The organism is Plantibacter cousiniae (nom. nud.) (assembly GCF_977070315.1).
In genome coordinates this window covers 486,677-503,376 of the sequence record NZ_CDRVEU010000001.1, presented here as the reverse complement: position 1 = coordinate 503,376, position 16,700 = coordinate 486,677, and the positions used below count along the sequence as shown (strand labels likewise).

The 16,700-nt window shown below is 59.0% G+C and carries 14 protein-coding genes; 3 read left to right on the top strand and 11 right to left on the bottom strand.

The features are described 5' to 3' along the window. Positions 1-114: 114 nt before the first annotated feature. Positions 115-777 carry a response regulator gene (locus tag ACW55A_RS02315; protein ID WP_498810486.1) on the top strand — a complete coding sequence of 221 codons (663 nt, stop codon included), beginning with the start codon at positions 115-117 and terminating at the stop codon, positions 775-777. Here ACW55A_RS02315 and ACW55A_RS02310 read toward each other — a convergent pair. From ACW55A_RS02310 to ffh, 11 genes are all read right to left on the bottom strand, one after another. Beyond that, positions 750-2,030, bottom strand: coding sequence for an EAL domain-containing response regulator (locus tag ACW55A_RS02310; RefSeq protein ID WP_498810484.1), 1,281 nt, complete (start codon positions 2,028-2,030; stop codon positions 750-752). The genes ACW55A_RS02315 and ACW55A_RS02310 overlap by 28 nt on opposite strands. Positions 2,031-2,143: 113 nt before the next feature. Next, a complete protein-coding gene (locus tag ACW55A_RS02305; protein ID WP_455808881.1) occupies positions 2,144-5,773 on the bottom strand; it encodes an ATP-binding protein in 3,630 nt (1,209 codons plus the stop codon). 120 nt (positions 5,774-5,893) lie between these two features. After that, the gene (thrC, locus tag ACW55A_RS02300) at positions 5,894-7,303 is read right to left on the bottom strand and encodes a threonine synthase (protein WP_003433427.1); all 1,410 of its coding nucleotides are present in this window, start codon (positions 7,301-7,303) and stop codon (positions 5,894-5,896) included. Between the two features lie 98 nt (positions 7,304-7,401). Beyond that, on the bottom strand, positions 7,402-8,706 hold the full coding sequence (locus tag ACW55A_RS02295; RefSeq protein WP_455808882.1) for a homoserine dehydrogenase: 1,305 nt from the start codon (positions 8,704-8,706) through the stop codon (positions 7,402-7,404). Between the two features lie 136 nt (positions 8,707-8,842). After that, a complete protein-coding gene (dsbC, locus tag ACW55A_RS02290) occupies positions 8,843-9,583 on the bottom strand; it encodes a bifunctional protein-disulfide isomerase/oxidoreductase DsbC (protein ID WP_003364987.1) in 741 nt (246 codons plus the stop codon). Between the two features lie 145 nt (positions 9,584-9,728). Then, complete coding sequence (xerD, locus tag ACW55A_RS02285) at positions 9,729-10,625, bottom strand: site-specific tyrosine recombinase XerD (protein ID WP_003391200.1); 897 nt, start codon at positions 10,623-10,625, stop codon at positions 9,729-9,731. 103 nt (positions 10,626-10,728) lie between these two features. Further along, positions 10,729-11,079 carry a 50S ribosomal protein L19 gene (rplS, locus tag ACW55A_RS02280; protein ID WP_002552524.1) on the bottom strand — a complete coding sequence of 117 codons (351 nt, stop codon included), beginning with the start codon at positions 11,077-11,079 and terminating at the stop codon, positions 10,729-10,731. Positions 11,080-11,123: 44 nt separating this feature from the next. Then, entirely contained in the window at positions 11,124-11,876 is a 753-nt protein-coding gene (gene trmD / locus ACW55A_RS02275) for a tRNA (guanosine(37)-N1)-methyltransferase TrmD (RefSeq protein WP_002552523.1), read from the bottom strand. A 5-nt stretch (positions 11,877-11,881) separates the two neighbouring features. Continuing rightward, positions 11,882-12,421 (bottom strand): ribosome maturation factor RimM, encoded by a 540-nt coding sequence (gene rimM / locus ACW55A_RS02270; RefSeq protein ID WP_003314225.1) that lies wholly within the window; start codon positions 12,419-12,421, stop codon positions 11,882-11,884. A 5-nt stretch (positions 12,422-12,426) separates the two neighbouring features. Beyond that, positions 12,427-12,684 carry a 30S ribosomal protein S16 gene (rpsP, locus tag ACW55A_RS02265; RefSeq protein ID WP_002552521.1) on the bottom strand — a complete coding sequence of 86 codons (258 nt, stop codon included), beginning with the start codon at positions 12,682-12,684 and terminating at the stop codon, positions 12,427-12,429. Between the two features lie 247 nt (positions 12,685-12,931). Then, complete coding sequence (gene ffh, locus ACW55A_RS02260) at positions 12,932-14,308, bottom strand: signal recognition particle protein (RefSeq protein WP_010427934.1); 1,377 nt, start codon at positions 14,306-14,308, stop codon at positions 12,932-12,934. A 213-nt stretch (positions 14,309-14,521) separates the two neighbouring features. On the opposite strand from ffh, the gene ACW55A_RS02255 reads away from it, so the two are divergent. Together ACW55A_RS02255 and ACW55A_RS02250 are read left to right on the top strand one after the other, a co-directional pair. Next, complete coding sequence (locus tag ACW55A_RS02255; protein ID WP_003314223.1) at positions 14,522-15,334, top strand: cytochrome C assembly family protein; 813 nt, start codon at positions 14,522-14,524, stop codon at positions 15,332-15,334. A 12-nt stretch (positions 15,335-15,346) separates the two neighbouring features. Further along, complete coding sequence (locus ACW55A_RS02250) at positions 15,347-16,594, top strand: transporter associated domain-containing protein (protein ID WP_044309230.1); 1,248 nt, start codon at positions 15,347-15,349, stop codon at positions 16,592-16,594. Positions 16,595-16,700: the final 106 nt, after the last annotated feature.

The window sequence follows — 16,700 nt, the reverse complement described above, 5'->3', positions numbered from 1 at the left end:
AGAATCCAACACAATTCCGCTACGCGTCCTACAAGGTGCCTATGCTCTTGATCACTGCGTTAAACAATTCCATCGCGTGCAATACCCGTATAGCCCTTTTGACGGAGCCATCCCTTGAGCGATTCCGCTGATCGCCGGTTGCGGGTCATCGTGGCTGATGACCACCCGATTTTTCTCATCGGCCTGCGCGTTGTACTGGAGCAGGACAATCTGGCCAGCGTCGTCGCCGAGGCCTGCAATCCGGACGAACTGCTCCAGGTACTCGAACGCCACGCCTGCGATGTGCTGGTGACTGACTTCATGATGCCCGTCGAACGGCAGAACGACGGCCTGCGTCTGCTGCAACGTATTCGCCGGGATTTCCCGGCGCTGCCAGTGATCGTTGTCACCACCCTGAGCAATGCCGGACTGTTTCAGTCCATGCTGGACCTGGGTGTCCGGGGTTTGTTGAGCAAGGCCAGCCTTGCCGGAGAACTGCCTGCTGCCATCAAGGGGGTCAGGCGCGGTGGGCTTTTTGTCGCCGATTCGGTACGCAGGGTACTCAGAGAAGCACGCCAGCATGGGCCCGACGCGCTGCTGCAGGCAGATCGCTTGTCGCCAAGGGAGCTGGAAGTGTTACGCCTGCTCTCGGCTGGCCACACGGTGGAGCAGATCGCGGCGCAACTCAATCGCAGCAAACAGACCGTCAGCGCCCAGAAAGTCGCCGCCATGCGCAAGCTCGGACTGGCCAATGACGCTGCTCTGTTCATTTATTTGCAGGAAAGCGGTCTGTCCTGAGGCGGGTTGTCTCTGGAAACAGCTTGCAGATGGCCGCTGTCACGCTCCGCCACCCAGCGCATGAAGGCCGAGGCCGGCATCGGGCGGGCAATGAAATACCCCTGAATGGCGGGATCGCCCAGCGCCAGCAGACTGTCAACGTCTTCAATCGTCTCGACACCTTCAACCACCACCGACATCGACAGCCGCTGCGCCATGAACAAAGCACCGGCCACGACCGCCGATTTACGCGCGTCGTCGGCCATGCCGCGCACGAACTCGGTTGGTATTTTCAGCTCGCTGAAAGGTAATTGCAGAAGGCGGTCGATGTTCGAAGCGCCCATGCCAAAGTCATCGATAGACAACTTGCAACCCTGCATGCATAACCTCAGCAGGCCTTCGAGCTGCCAGGTTTCCGGGCGCGCGGCGTCCTGCTCGAGGATTTCCAGGGTCAGCGCGGTGGCCGGTACGCCATGCCGGGCAAGCGCTTGCATGATCTGCTCGGCGAAATCCAGCTGCTGCAGCACTTGCGGGTCAATGTTGACGGCAACCGACAGCGGCTCACCCCGCTCGCGCATGACCTGCGCAGAGAACTGCAGGGCCTGATCCAGGACCCGCCAGGTCAATGCAACGGTCAGCCCTTCAGCCTCGATGACGTCGATGAATCGCCCGGGTGCCAGCAGCCCATACACGGGGTGCTGCCAGCGAACCAGCGCTTCGGCACCCAGCAACTCGCCCTGCAGACTGACCTTGGGTTGAAAATAGGTGATCCATTGTTCGGCAATGGACGCCACGTCTATCGGTACGCTGCGCGTCGGGTCAAACAATTCGATGGCGGAAAGAGCTCTAAACGCGCTGCCCGTCGGGGCCTGCTCTACACAGTCTGTCCGACCGGGCCCATACGCCTCAAGCAACTCGTACAACGCCCCGGCGGACGCAGGTTTCTGCACATACCCCAGAACGTTCAGGCCTTGGGCGAGCGCCAGTTGCGCGGCCCCTTCCAGCACGCAGGCGGCGGAACAGCTGACGATGATCAGCGCACGCGCCAAACCGTTCTCAGCCATGAAGCGGATCAATTCCAGGCCGTCAGGCCCTTCCATCTGCAAGTCGCAGATCGCGATGTCGACCGGACCACGGCTTTGCAGGGAAAGCCTGGCGACTTCCACGCTATCGGCCGTCAGCACATCGAACACCTGATTGGCGTTGAGCATCTGATGCAGAGCCATCAGCTGGAAGGGATGATCCTCGAGAATCAGAACCTTGAGTGAGTGCACGATCACGCCTGCGGAGTCAGAGCCAGCGGCCCGGGATAACACTTACTGTAGCGGGTCCCGGACACCCGCCCCATAGGACATGTCCTAAACCCGCCACACGTTGTTCGCAAGATTCAACCGCCTGGCACCGCAGTCTCCGGCACGACCACCAGTTGCACTTCGATATCAGCGCGCAGACGGGTCATGGCTACTTCCAGTGCCTGCCAGCGTTCCGCCAGACTGGCCGTGCTCTGCAGCCGGACACTGTCGTCCAGCGCGGCACACGCCTTGGCAAGCGGCACTGCGTCAACCAGGCTCGCCGCCCCCTTGAGGCGATGCAGACAGGCGCTCAGCATCTTCCAGTCATTGGCCGACACCGCAGGCTCCAGCAAAGCGTATTCGTGCCTCAGATTCTTCCATAACTCGCCCAGCAACCGTTGCATCTGTTGCGGATTAGCCTGAGTCATGGTTTGCAGCGTGCCGATGTCGAACGTCGGCTCACGCACCCGATCCGCCAGCTCCTGGGCCAGACGCGCCAGTGACAGCGGCTTGATCAGCAGGCCGTCCATGCCTGCCTGCTCGCAACGTGCCGCCTCGTCACTCATCGCGTTGGCGGTACAGCCTATGACCGGGCATCGCTGACGTTGCTCTTTCTCTTCGATCTGGCGAATGGCCTGGGTCAATGCGTAGCCGCTGATACCCGGCATGTTGCAGTCGGTGATAACCGCATCAAACGCCCCTTCACACCAGCTCGACAACGCCGCCCTGCCGTCCTCGACCGCCGTTACCTGATGGCCAAGAAACTCCAGCTGCCGGGTCAATACCAGACGATTGGCCGACATGTCATCGACCACCAGCAGATGAAGGCTACGCGTGTCGACGGGCGCATCCGCAACATCGTCCGCGGGCAAAACCGGCTCGCTCACCCTGGTCAGCGGCAGGTCGATGGTGACCAGCGTCCCTTTGCCCGGCTCGCTGTGCAGGCTGATGTCGCCCTTCATCAGTTCAACCAGTTGCCGGGTGATACTCAACCCCAGCCCGCTGCCCCCGTAGTGTGCGGCCGTGTCGTCATTTGCCTGGGTGAAAGGCTGAAATACCTGCTGCTGACGCTGCGGATCGATCCCTTCGCCACTGTCCTGAATGCCAATGCGCAGACGCGTGGACTCAGGCGAGTCACTGGTCACATCAAGCGTCACGACCACCGCACCTTGCCGAGTGAACTTCAACGCGTTGCCCAGCACATTGTGCAGCACCTGACGCAACCTCAAGGGATCCAGCCAGTAGTCGCCCCGCGCCTGCCCGGAGAACTCCAGGCGCAGTTCCACCCCCTTTTCCCGAGCCTGCGCGGAAAAAAGCTCGATCACCCCGTCGAAAAGCCCTTCCAGGGAAGTGACAGCCAGTGACAACTGCATGCCGCCCGCTTCGATTCTGGCCAGATCAAGGCTTTCGCCAATCAGCGCTACCAGCTCCGTAGCTGAGCGGTGGGCCACTTGCAGGCCTTGCGAGGGAATCCTGCCCAGGCGCAAGGCCTGTTCGCATTCCAGTTCCAGCAAACCAATGATTGCCCCCATCGGCGTGCGAATTTCATGGCTCATGCTGGCCAGGAAAGCGCTTTTTGCCTCGTTGGCCTGAGCGGCCAGATGCATGGCCTCCTGAAGCTGCTGCTCCAGTTGCTTGCGCTCGGTGATATCGATCCAGCCGCCAAGCAGCCCCTGCAACTGTCCATCGGCGGCGAAGAACGGGACCGTCCATTGCCAGACGTCCATACGTTTGCCAGGCAGTTCGATGGTGCGATCGGAAAAGACCGGCTGATGATTTTCCAGCAGATTGAGGTAATCGGTGTGCATCTGCTCGGCCAGCGCGCGCGGGATCAGATTGACGTCCGTGAGGCGTCGACCATTCATCTGTTCGAAACTGATGCCCAGACTCTGCTCGTAGCTACGGTTGCAGGAAATCAGACGCCCTTTGAGATCGCGTACATAAATCGGATTGGGGATACCGTCGAACAGAGCGTGTTTGAAGGCCAGTTGATCATTGAGCTGTCGTTGCGCCCTTTGGCGCTGGCGAATCTGCACCTTGAGGCGACTGCTCCAGATCAGCGACACCAGACCGGTCAGCAACGCCAGGGACACTACCCAGAATACCCATTGCGGTATGCGCGCCCAGAGCGACGGCTGAGGCAGCGCCGATCCCAGCCACTTCAGACGGACCGAACGCAATTCGGCTACCGGGAACTCTTCCAGCGCCTTGTTCAGAATCCCCAGCAGTTCGGGTTGGGTCTTGATCACTGAAAATCTGTCGGGCGACCACTGGCCTTCGACACTTCTGGCAACCTTCAATTGTCCGGACGGAAACAGGTAGGCCCCCACTTCATTCTGAATGGTCGCATCGGCAGCACCACTTTCCACCAGCGCACGGGCCTGATCGTAGGTGTCCACCAGTCGCAGCTGGATCGAGGGGTGCTCGCGCCTGATGAGGTCCTCGAGCGCATGCCTGGCCGGAAGGGCCAGTACTTTCCCGGCCAGACTGTCGAGCGATATGCGCGACGAGCGGTCGGAGCGCACCACGAACATCCAGCTATTGCCGCCGAACGAATAGGTGAAGTCCAGAAACCGGCGGCGCTCGGCATTTTCCGCGAGCGTGGTATTCATGTCGGCCTGACCGGCGCGCAGCATGTCGATGGACTGCTGCGTGGAAGGCGATTCCTGATGGACGAACTGCAATCCGGTCATGCGCGAGATACGTGACAGCACATCTGCGTTCAATCCCACCCAGTGGCCGTTACTGTCTTTGTAGATATACGGTGGGTGCTGCACGGTCGCAATGGTCACACTCGGATGCTTGAGCAGCCAGCGTCGCTCGGCACTGGTGAGGCGAATGCGTTGCCCCTCCACGTCAGCACCCAGACCCATGGTCCAGCGGCCGAGCACTTCACGACTGGTCGAAGGTGCAATGCTGTCCAGGGCCCGATTGATGAAGGTCAGCAGGCGCTGCTCGTCGTCACGCACCGCAAAGGAGAATCCCACCGGGGGCAAACGACTTTCGAATTTGATCTGCAAATCGAGGTAGGGCCGCAGGGCGGTATAGGTACGGACGATGACTTCGTTGCCGATGAACACGTCCACTTCACCCTGACTCAGCGCTTCCAGAGCACTGTAGAGGTTAGGCGCGATAATGATCTGGCTGTCAGGGTAAACGCGATGCACCACGTCCGAATCGGCATAGCCGTCAAGCAGTACGACCTTCTTGCCGGCCAGGCTCGACAACGGGCTCAGATCGTTGCCGCGGCCAACGACCACCGATCGATCAGGCATGTATTCGGTTGAGAAGGACAGTCCTTTCACACCGCGCTCGAAACCGTTGGCACTGGTCAGCAGGTCTATGTTGCCGTCGCGCAGCGCCTCGATAGCCTCGTAACGCTTGGCAAACCCGATGACCTGCACCGGGAGGTTCAACTGGTCGCTGACCAGCCCCAGGTAGTCGGCACTGATCCCCTGATAACGGTTGCGGTCACTGGTGATATCGATCGGCTCGTAGTCTGCGATCGCAATGCCGACCCGAAGAACCTTGCGCTGGTCGAGCCAAGCCCGGTCCTGATCTTCGAGGATCAGATCCGCCGAAGCCACAAAAGGGGCTGTCAGTGAAAACGGCAAGCTTTGCGCCGCATTGGCTGCCCCGGCAAAAACCAGCGCCAGCAACACCCATACCCTGCGCCATGCGCGGCATCTCGATGTGTTGCCTGCCTCCCTGACTACGCCTTGCATACTTGCCTGCTTCACTACGAATGACTCAACTCAATGGTTCGAAAAACCAGCGAAGTTTGGCACGTAGAAACAGAAAGGCCCGCCAAGTGGCGGGCCTAAAGTTGTTACACGACGCTTCTGTCAGAGCGGTTTACCGCGATTGCCGTGCTGGCTGACAAACGCCTGTATGGCTTTCAGGTCATTTGGCAGAACAGTGCAGCGCTCGTCACGCTCGAACAAATCAGACAAATGTGCAGGTAGCTCAAGCGCTTTTCCTACACCGGCCTTCTCCACCGCTTCCGGAAACTTGACTGGATGCGCGGTGCCCAGAATCACCATTGGCGTGTCCAGACTGCGGCGGCATTCGCGCGCGGCCTTTACCCCGATAGCGGTATGCGGGTCGAGCAGCTCGCCGGTGCTGGCAAACACTTCGGCAATGGTCGTGCAGGTATCCTCATCACTGACTGCCAGCGAATCGAACAGTTTACGGGTCTCGGTCCAGCGCTCTTCTTCGACGCTGAAACCGCCACCCTGGCGGAACGTGCTCATCAGCCCGGCAATGGCAGCGCCGTTGCGACCGTGCATGTCGAACAGCAGGCGCTCGAAGTTGGACGACACCATGATGTCCATGGAAGGCGACAGCGTGGCGTGCAGGGTTTCCTTGACGTACTGATTGCCGCTCATGAAGCGGTGCAGGATGTCGTTGCGATTGGTGGCGACGATCAACTGGTTGATCGGCAGCCCCATGTTGCGCGCCAGATAACCGGCAAAGATATCGCCGAAGTTACCGGTCGGTACCGAGAACGATACCGAACGCGCAGGTCCGCCCAACTGCAGCGAGGCGTGGAAGTAGTAAACGATCTGAGCCATGATCCGCGCCCAGTTGATCGAGTTGACCGCGACCAGCGGTGTGCCCTTCAGGAAGCTCTGGTCAGCAAAGCTGGCCTTGACCATTTCCTGGCAGTCGTCGAAGTTGCCTTCGACCGCGATGTTATGGATGTTGTCGCCGAAGATCGTGGTCATCTGCCGACGCTGTACATCGGATACACGATTGTTCGGGTGGAGGATGAAGATGTCGACGTTGTCGCAGCGACGGCAGCCCTCGATGGCCGCAGAACCGGTGTCACCCGAGGTCGCGCCGATGATCACGACACGCTGGCCACGCTTGGCCAGTACATAGTCCAACAGGCGGCCAAGCAGTTGCAGTGCGAAGTCCTTGAAGGCCAGCGTCGGGCCATGGAACAGCTCAAGCACCCACTCGTTGCCATGCAGCTGGCGCAGCGGCGCAACAGCGCTGTGGGCAAACACGCCGTAGGTCTCTTCGAGAATCTTTTTAAAGTCGGCATCCGGGATGCTGCCAGCCACGAAGGGGCGCATCACCCTGAAGGCGAGTTCGTGATAAGGCAGACCTGCCCAGGAAGCGATCTCTTCCTGCGTGAAGCGTGGCAGGTTTTCCGGCACATAGAGGCCACCATCGCTGGCCAGACCAGTCAACAGCACGTCTTCGAAATTCAGGGCCGGCGCCTGGCCGCGAGTACTGATATAGCGCATGGGATCAAACCTTTGGTCTGGGCTGAAAGCCAGGGCTCCAGGGCTGCAAGGTCGAAACGATCGGCTTGCGGCCTGGAACTGACAGCTTGCAGTTGATGTTAATTAAGGTGCTCGACGCGGATACGAACCACCGGGCCAACGACATCCTGCAGGGCTTCCAGGGCTTGAATGGCGTCATTGATACCCTGCTCCACTACCCGGTGAGTCAACAGGATCATCGGCACCAGGCCATCGTGTTCTTCGACATCCTTCTGCATGATCGATTCGATGTTGATGCCACGCTCGGACAGGATACTCGCGACCTGGGCCAGCACGCCCGGGTGATCCTTGGCCTGAATGCGCAGGTAGTAGGCGCTTTCGCAGGCTTCGATCGGCAGGATCGGGTGGGCTGACAACGAATCGGGCTGGAAGGCCAGATGAGGGACCCGGTTTTCCGGATCCGAGGTCATCGCACGGACCACATCGACCAGATCGGCCACCACGGAAGAAGCCGTAGGCTCCATACCGGCACCCGCGCCGTAGAACAGCGTCGAGCCGGACGCATCGCCATTGACCATCACCGCGTTCATGACGCCGTTGACGTTGGCGATCAGGCGATCGGCCGGGATCAGCGTCGGGTGTACACGCAGTTCGATGCCTTGAGCCGTGCTGCGTGCAACGCCCAGGTGCTTGATGCGATAGCCCAGCGCTTCGGCATAGTTGACGTCTGCAGTCGTCAGTTTGGCGATGCCTTCGGTGTAGGCCTTGTCGAACTGCAGCGGAATGCCGAAGGCAATGGAGGCGAGGATGGTCAGCTTGTGCGCAGCGTCGATACCTTCGACGTCGAAGGTCGGATCGGCTTCGGCATAACCCAGGGCCTGAGCCTCGGCCAGAACATCGGTAAAGGTACGGCCCTTCTCACGCATTTCAGTGAGGATGAAGTTGCCGGTGCCGTTGATGATGCCGGCCACCCAGTTGATACGGTTCGCCGACAGGCCTTCACGAATGGCCTTGATGACCGGAATACCGCCGGCAACAGCGGCTTCAAAAGCAACGATCACGCCCTTCTCACGCGCCTTGGCAAAGATCTCGTTGCCATGCACCGCGATCAGCGCTTTGTTGGCGGTCACCACGTGCTTGCCATTCTCGATGGCCTTGAGTACCAGTTCGCGGGCAACGGTATAGCCGCCGATCAGTTCCACGACGATGTCGATTTCAGGGTTGGTCGCAATGGCAAACACATCGCTGGTGGTAGGCGTACCGGTAATCTGGCAATTGGGGTTTGGTGTACGAACCGCAATTTGCGCAACTTCGATTCCACGCCCGGCACGGCGGGCAATCTCCTCGGCGTTACGCTTAAGTACGTTGAAGGTACCGCCACCGACAGTACCCAGCCCACATATGCCTACTTTGACCGGTTTCACTGATGAACTCCCCGAAAAACAGCCGAACCTGAATCGGCTGTGGAAAAACTGCCGCATGGCGCCATGCGGCTGAAATTTTGACGACACTTCGGCCACTTGCGCCGTGTATGCACAAGGCGCGCCTGAAAACACCGGCTTATTTGGCGCCCATTGCCAGCTTGGCAACCTGAGCTGCTGGCTGATAACCCGGAATTACCTGGCCGTCGGCCAGGACAATCGCAGGCGTCCCGTTCACGCCGATCGACTGGCCGAGCTCATATTGCTTGCTGACCGGATTGTCGCATTTGGCGGCCTTGATGTCCTTGCCGTCGACCATGCGGTCCATCGCGCCTTTGCGATCCTTGGAACACCACACCGCCTGCAACTGCTCGTCACCCGGAGAGCCAAGGCCCTGACGCGGGAATGCCAGGTAACGGACTTCGACACCCATCTTGTTCAACTGGCCGACTTCTTCGTGCAGCTTGTGGCAATACGGGCAAGTCGTGTCGGTGAATACTGTGATGTGCGACTTGGTCTCGCCCACTGCCGGATAGATCACCATCTCGGAAGCAGGAATGGCGTTGATGGTCTTGGAAATGGCCAGACGTTCGGTTTTCTCGGTCAGGTTGACCGGCTTGCCGTTCTGCACCTGAAACAGATAGCCCTGAACCACGAACTGACCGTCGGCACTGGCGTACAGGACGCGGCCGCCCTTGAGCTTCACTTCATAAAGGCCATTGAGCGGGCTCGGCGAGATACTCTCGACCGGCAGCTGCAATTCCAGCGAGTCGAGCGTCTTGCGGATGGCCTGATCAGGGGCTGCATCAGCCAGGGCAGACATACTGAAGGTGCCGGCCAGCATCAAAGCCGCGGCAGCGAAAATCTGTGGCAAACGCATGAAAACTCCTATGACGGCGGACAGGCTGGCAACTGTCGAAAAAAGGAGTGCCAGCCTTGATAGGCGAAACCGGCAAAGCCTACCACATAAGGCTCGCGGGGCCGACTCGGAGCGACGTAAGAAGCTTCGCAAAATACGTCGTGAGTCAACCGCGTGGATGATGCTTGGCATGCAATTCCTGCAACCGCGCCCGCGCCACATGGGTGTAGATCTGCGTTGTCGAGAGATCACTGTGCCCGAGCAACATCTGCACCACGCGCAAGTCAGCGCCGTGATTGAGCAGATGGGTGGCGAAGGCATGGCGCAGGGTGTGCGGTGACAGGGATTTGCCAATGCCTGCAACTGTTGCCTGGTGCTTGATACGGTGCCAGAAGGTCTGGCGGGTCATCTGATCGCCACGGGTGCTGGGGAACAGTACGTCGCTGGGCTTTCCGCCCAGCAACTCGTCGCGGGCGCCGCGCAGATAACGCTCGACCCAGACGATGGACTCTTCGCCCATGGGCACCAGTCGCTCCTTGCTGCCTTTGCCCATCACGCGCAGCACGCCCTGACGCAGATTGACCTGCTCCAGGGTCAGGCTGATCAATTCGGTCACGCGCAGACCGCAGGCATACAGCACCTCAAGCATGGCGCGGTCACGCTCGCCGATTGGCTCGCTCAGGTCGGGAGCAGCAAGTAATGCTTCGACGTCAGCTTCGGAAAGCGATTTGGGCAACGGTTTGCCCAACTGAGGCATGTCGATCTGCAGGGTGGGATCGACGGAAATCAGCTTTTCGCGCAGCAGGTAGCGGTAGAAGCCACGTGCGCCAGACAGGAAACGCGCCGTGGAGCGCGGCTTGTAGGCATTTTCAACGCGCCAGGCAAGATGATCGAGGATGACTTCACGCCCGGCACTGATCAGATCAACGTTGCGCTCCTGCAGCCAGCCGTTGAACAGCGCCAGATCACTGCGGTAAGAATCCCGGGTGTTGTCGGACAGGCCCTTTTCGAGCCAGAGCGCGTCCAGAAACCGGTCAATCAGCGGATGGTCGATGGCAGCCATGTTCACTCAGTGCGTGTGTCGGTAGACAAGGGGTGAATCATCAAACAGCAGACAGCAAAAAGGCAGCCCTGGGGCTGCCTTTTTTATGCATCGAAAAACTGTATCAGGACAGTTTTTCCTTGATGCGCGCTGCTTTACCGGACAGGTCACGCAGGTAGTACAGTTTGGCCTTGCGAACGTCACCGCGACGTTTCACAGCCATGCTGTCGATTTGCGGGCTGTAAGTCTGGAAAGTACGCTCAACGCCAACACCGTTGGAGATTTTACGAACAGTGAAAGCACTGTTCACGCCACGGTTACGCTTGGCAATTACAACGCCTTCGAATGCTTGCAGACGAGCGCGGTCGCCTTCCTTCACTTTAACCTGGACGACAATGGTGTCGCCTGGTGCAAAGGTAGGGATCTCTTTGGTCATCTGCTCTGCTTCGAGGGCAAGAATGATTTTGTTAGTCATGCTGGTGCTCCTAAGGTAATCCGTCTGGATCGACCATCGATACGTTAACTATCGTCCCGCTCGCGGATGTATTCCGCCAGCAGCTTCTTCTCTTCTCCAGAAAGCGAGCGGCTTTCCAGAAGATCAGCGCGTCGTTCATAGGTCCGCCCAAGGGACTGCTGTAAACGCCAACGCCGGATGTGCGCGTGATTGCCACTTAGCAACACGTCGGGAACACGCTGATCCGCATACACCTCAGGTCGGGTGTAATGCGGGCAATCCAGCAGACCGTCCGTGAAGGAATCTTCCTCCGCGGAGTCCACATGCCCTAAAGCTCCAGGCAGCAGCCGCGTAACCGCGTCAATCAGGACCATCGCCGGCAGCTCGCCACCGGAAAGAACATAGTCACCAATCGACCACTCTTCATCGACATGAGCATCAATAAAACGCTCGTCAATGCCTTCATAACGACCGGCGATGAGGATAATCGCTTCCTCCTGCGCCAGTTCGCGTACCGCAGACTGATTCAGCTGGCGGCCTTGTGGCGACAGGTAAATCACCTTCGCCGCATCCCCTGCCGCTTGCCTGGCCTGAACCAGAGCATCTTCAAGGGGCTTGATCTTCATCACCATGCCAGGACCACCGCCAAATGGGCGATCATCCACAGTGTGATGGCGATCAGTGGTGTAATCCCGCGGATTCCAACAAGTAAGCTGCAACAGCCCTTGTTTCACCGCACGGCTGGTAATGCCGTATTCGCTGATGGCGGAAAACATCTCGGGAAACAGACTGATGACTTCTATGCGCAGGCTGGCCATGGCATTCAGAAGTCCGCGTCCCAATCCACCTTCATTTCGCCAGCAGCCATATCGATTGCCAACACGCATTGCTCTGTATAGGGCAACAGGCGTTCGCGATCATCCAGGCTACCCGCGCAGGGCTTTACAACCATTACATCGTTCGAACCGGTTTCGAGCAGGTGATCGATTTTCCCGAGCAATTGCCCGAGTTGGTCGATGACCTTGAGGCCTTCAAGCTGGTACCAGTAGTACTCGCCATCGTCCAGATCAGGGAACAGGTTACGCGGCACGCAGATTTCGTAACCGGACAGAAGACGTGCTTCTTCACGATCATCGAGACCCTTGAGCTTTGTGACCAGAAACTTGCTTTGCAAGCGTCCGCTGACCAGCTCCACCTGTTTATCAACGCTGCCTTCGCGCCGAAGCGTCCAGGTTTTGTAGTCCAACAGGTTTCCAATCGGATCAGTAAAGGAATAAACCTTCACTTCGCCGCGAACGCCATGAACCGAGTAAATCTTGCCAATGACGATCAGATCGTCGGCAGATGCAGGCGTCGCGCTCATAAGACTCAGGCCGCGGCCTTGGTCTTGTTGTGCTCTTTGAGCAGCTGGGCAACGCGCTCGGAAGTTTGTGCACCCACGCTCAACCAGTAGTTGACGCGTTCTTCGTTAACGGACAGACGGATTTCCTGACCACGGGCAACAGGGTTGAAGAAACCAACCTGTTCCTTGTGGGAACCGTCACGAGCGTTGCGGCTGTCGGTTACGGTCAGGTGGTAAAACGGGCGCTTTTTGGAGCCGCCAAGGGCAAGACGGATGGTTAGCATTGAACATCGTTCCTGTAGTCGGTGCTGCAAATCTAAGATGCACAGCGGGCATAGGTGCCCGAAAGGCCGCATATTCTAAGGAATATCCCGACTTTTGCAAATGTCTTTTTCCGGCGCCTATCGGCATGCCTTCCAGATTTGCGAGGGAGCTGTCGGTATGACAGCCGGCAAAAGCCCGCATGACGCGGGCTGACTGGGGGTTATCCCCCAGATGGGACGCGTGCAAAGCCTCTTGCACGCGACGCAATTACATTTTTGGCATGCCGCCGCCGGGGAACATTCCACCCATGCCGCGCATCATTTTGGCCATCCCGCCCTTGGCGGAGAATTTCTTCATCATCTTCTGCATCTGCTTGTGCTGCTTGATCAGACGCCCGATGTCCTGAACCTGAGTGCCCGAACCCATCGCAATGCGGCGCTTGCGCGAACCACTGACCAGATCCGGATCACGACGCTCGGCAGGGGTCATTGAGTTGATGATGGCTTCCATCTGCTTGAACTGTTTTTCCGCTGCGCCCTGGGCGTTGCCCATCTGCGACAGGTTGACGCCGCCGATGCTCGGCAATTTGTCCATCAGGCCGCCAAGGCCACCCATGTTCTTCATCTGCTGCAGCTGGTCGCGGAAGTCTTCGAGATCGAAGCCCTTGCCCTTCTTGAGCTTTTTCGCCAGCTTGTCGGCCTTGTCCTTGTCGAGGGTCTGTTCGGCCTGCTCGATAAGGCTGAGCACATCGCCCATGCCGAGGATGCGTGACGCGATGCGGTCCGGGTGAAACGGCTCCAGCGCCTCGCTCTTCTCGCCCATACCGATGAACTTGATCGGCTTGCCGGTAATGGCTCTCACCGACAGGGCGGCACCACCGCGGGCATCACCGTCGACCTTGGTGAGGATCACGCCGGTCAGCGGCAATGCGTCACCGAAGGCCTTGGCGGTATTGGCAGCATCCTGGCCGGTCATGGCATCGACCACGAACAGCGTCTCGGCCGGCTTGACCGCCGCATGCAGCGCCTGGATCTCGCCCATCATCTCGACATCGACGTGCAAACGACCGGCGGTGTCGACGATGACCACGTCAATGAACTTGAGCTTGGCTTCTTTAATGGCCGCCTGGGCGATGTCCACCGGCTTCTGGCTGATGTCGGAGGCGAAGAACGTCACACCGATGTCGTTGGCCAGCGTTTCGAGCTGCTTGATGGCTGCGGGACGATAAACGTCGACCGACACCACCATCACGGTTTTTTTCTTGCGCTCTTTAAGGAAGCGCGCCAGCTTGCCCGCAGTGGTGGTCTTGCCCGCGCCCTGCAAACCCGCCATCAGGATGACGGCAGGCGGCGTGACATTGAGCACCAGGTCTTCGTTGGCCGCGCCCATCAGGCTTTCGAGTTCGGCCTGGACGATCTTCACGAACGCCTGACCCGGGGTCAGGCTGCGCGACACCTCGGTGCCGACGGCGCGTTCCTTGACGTTATTGACGAAGTCTTTGACCACCGGCAAGGCGACGTCGGCTTCGAGCAACGCCATACGCACTTCGCGCAAGGTATCTTTGATGTTGTCCTCGTTCAGCTTGGCCTTGCCAGTAACATGGCGCAGCGTCTGCGAGAGGCGGTCAGTCAGATTTTCAAACATGCGCGATCCTTTCAGGCTCTCGTCGAACCCCGGTTGATGCGGCCCGGCCCGTAATGCAGAAATGGCGCTCGGCGAGCCTGCGGCTTGAGCAGGTCGCGGATTATAGCGAAGACTCCGTCGCACGGACACCACGCAGACTGCTTCTGTGGTCTTTCGTGATTTGCCGGTTCTATGCCAAACTCAGCGTCTTTTCAGGCCCGTCCATCAGGATCTATGTCCCCTTTGCCACCCAGCCTGCTTCCCAGCCTCGCCGCCGCCATCATTTATGCCGCTGCGACCGTCTATCAGAGCCTGCGCCTGAGCCAGGCCGTCAAGCCCGACAAGCGGCTGCTTTGCCTGCTCGGTACACTGGCGGTCATCGCACATGCCATTGGTCTGTTTTCCCAACTGACGCACTCGGTCGGCCTTGGCCTGGACTTTTTCAACTCGGCCAGCCTTATCGCGGCGTCGGTGATCGTCGTGACCCTGATCGCCACGTCGCGCATCCCGGTGGAAAACCTGCTGGTACTGTTGTTCCCGCTGGGCATGGTCACCGTACTGCTCGCCCAGTTCGCCCCTAGCGGCACCGTGCAGCCGATCATGGAAGAGCCCGGCATCCTCAGCCATATCCTGCTGTCGCTGCTGGCTTACGGGATGTTTACCATTGCTGCATTTCAGGCGCTGCTGCTGCTGTTGCAGGACTACCGCCTCAAGCACAAGCACCCTTCCGGGCTGATCAAGAACTTCCCGCCGCTGCAAACCATGGAAAGCCTGCTGTTCGGTTTCCTGTGGGCTGGCTGGTCATTGCTCTCGCTGTCGCTGATTTCCGGCTGGCTGTTCGTCGAAAACCTGTTTGCCCAGCATCTGGTGCACAAGACCCTGCTGGCCTGTCTGGCCTGGATCGTGTTCAGTGTGCTGCTGTGGGGGCGTAACCGCCTTGGATGGCGTGGTCACAAGGCCATTCGCTGGACCCTGGGCGGTTTCTGCCTGCTGATGCTCGCCTATTTCGGCAGCAAGCTGGTACGCGAATTCATCCTGCACATCTGACGGGCCCTGATCATGGATAATCTGCCCCTGGGCCCGCTGCTCGGTGTCCTCGCCCTACTACTGTTGTGGGCCGGTCTGCTGACCGCAGTTGAGGCTGCTCATCATCAAGTCAAGGCGATGCGCGCCGCCAGCCGCCCGGAAAAGTCGGCACCGCTTCCCGAGCTGGCGTTCAACCTGAACAGCCTGATTCTGGGCAATACCCTGATCAGGGTACTGATCACTGTCATCGCCACGCTTATCGCCGCCAGTTACTGGTTCTACAACGGCCCCACCGTGGCCTGGCTCGCTACCGTGAGCATCATGCTGGTCTTCGCCGAATACATGCCCCGCCGCCTGGCGAACCGCCACCCTGTCTCGACGCTGCTGCTGGGCAACAGTGTGCTGCGCATTCCGATGAAGATCGTCTGGCCGCTGGCCTACGTGTTCAATGTTCTGGCCAAGACACTGCTGCGTCCCTTCCTGTCTCGCGCCGTACAACAGCAGGATCAGGCTTTCGAAGACGACACGCAAAATACCCCGCGCAACGATGCTGCCCAGGAATACTCTCCGCGCGCCAGCGTGCTGTCAGGCATTCGTGCGCTGGACAGCATTACGGTCAATGACATCCTGATCCCGCGCAACGAAGTGGATGGCGTCAACCTCGATGACCCCATGGAAATGATCATCGAACGCCTGATCATTTCACGGCACACGCGCCTGCCGGTCTATCACAACGACATCAATCAGGTGCAAGGCGTCATCAATACCCGTGACATCAGCCACCTTCTGCCCAAGGGCACGTTGACCAAAGAGCAGTTGCTGGCGGTCTGCTACGAGCCTTATTTCGTGCCGGAAAGCACACCATTGCAGTTGCAGTTGCTGAATTTCCACAAACAGCAACGGCGTCTCGGCGTGGTGGTCGATGAATACGGCGAAGTGCTGGGCATCGTCACCCTTGAGGATATTCTCGAAGAGATTGTCGGCGAGTTCGAAAGCGAGCAGCGGCTGGATAATCCGCACGTCAAACAACAGGACGACGGGCGTCTTGAAGTCGAAGGCGCAGCGTCCATTCGCGACTTGAACAAGAGCCTTGGCTGGCACCTGCCTTCAGACGGTCCGAAAACCGTCAACGGGCTGGTTACCGAAGCACTGGAAACCATCCCGGACGCTCCAGTCTGCTTGAAAATAGGGCCTTACCGGCTGGAAATCCTCGAGACCGAGGACAACCGCGTCAAGCGTGTCGCCATGTGGCAGAACACGCTGGTCCGCACGTTCAAATAGATGTCTGCCTTCAAATAGATCGCCCCACCCTTGCCTCTCGACCCATTCGGGTTACTCTGCTCGACGCTGCACCCACAATCACAATAAATACATGCTTGCCGGACAC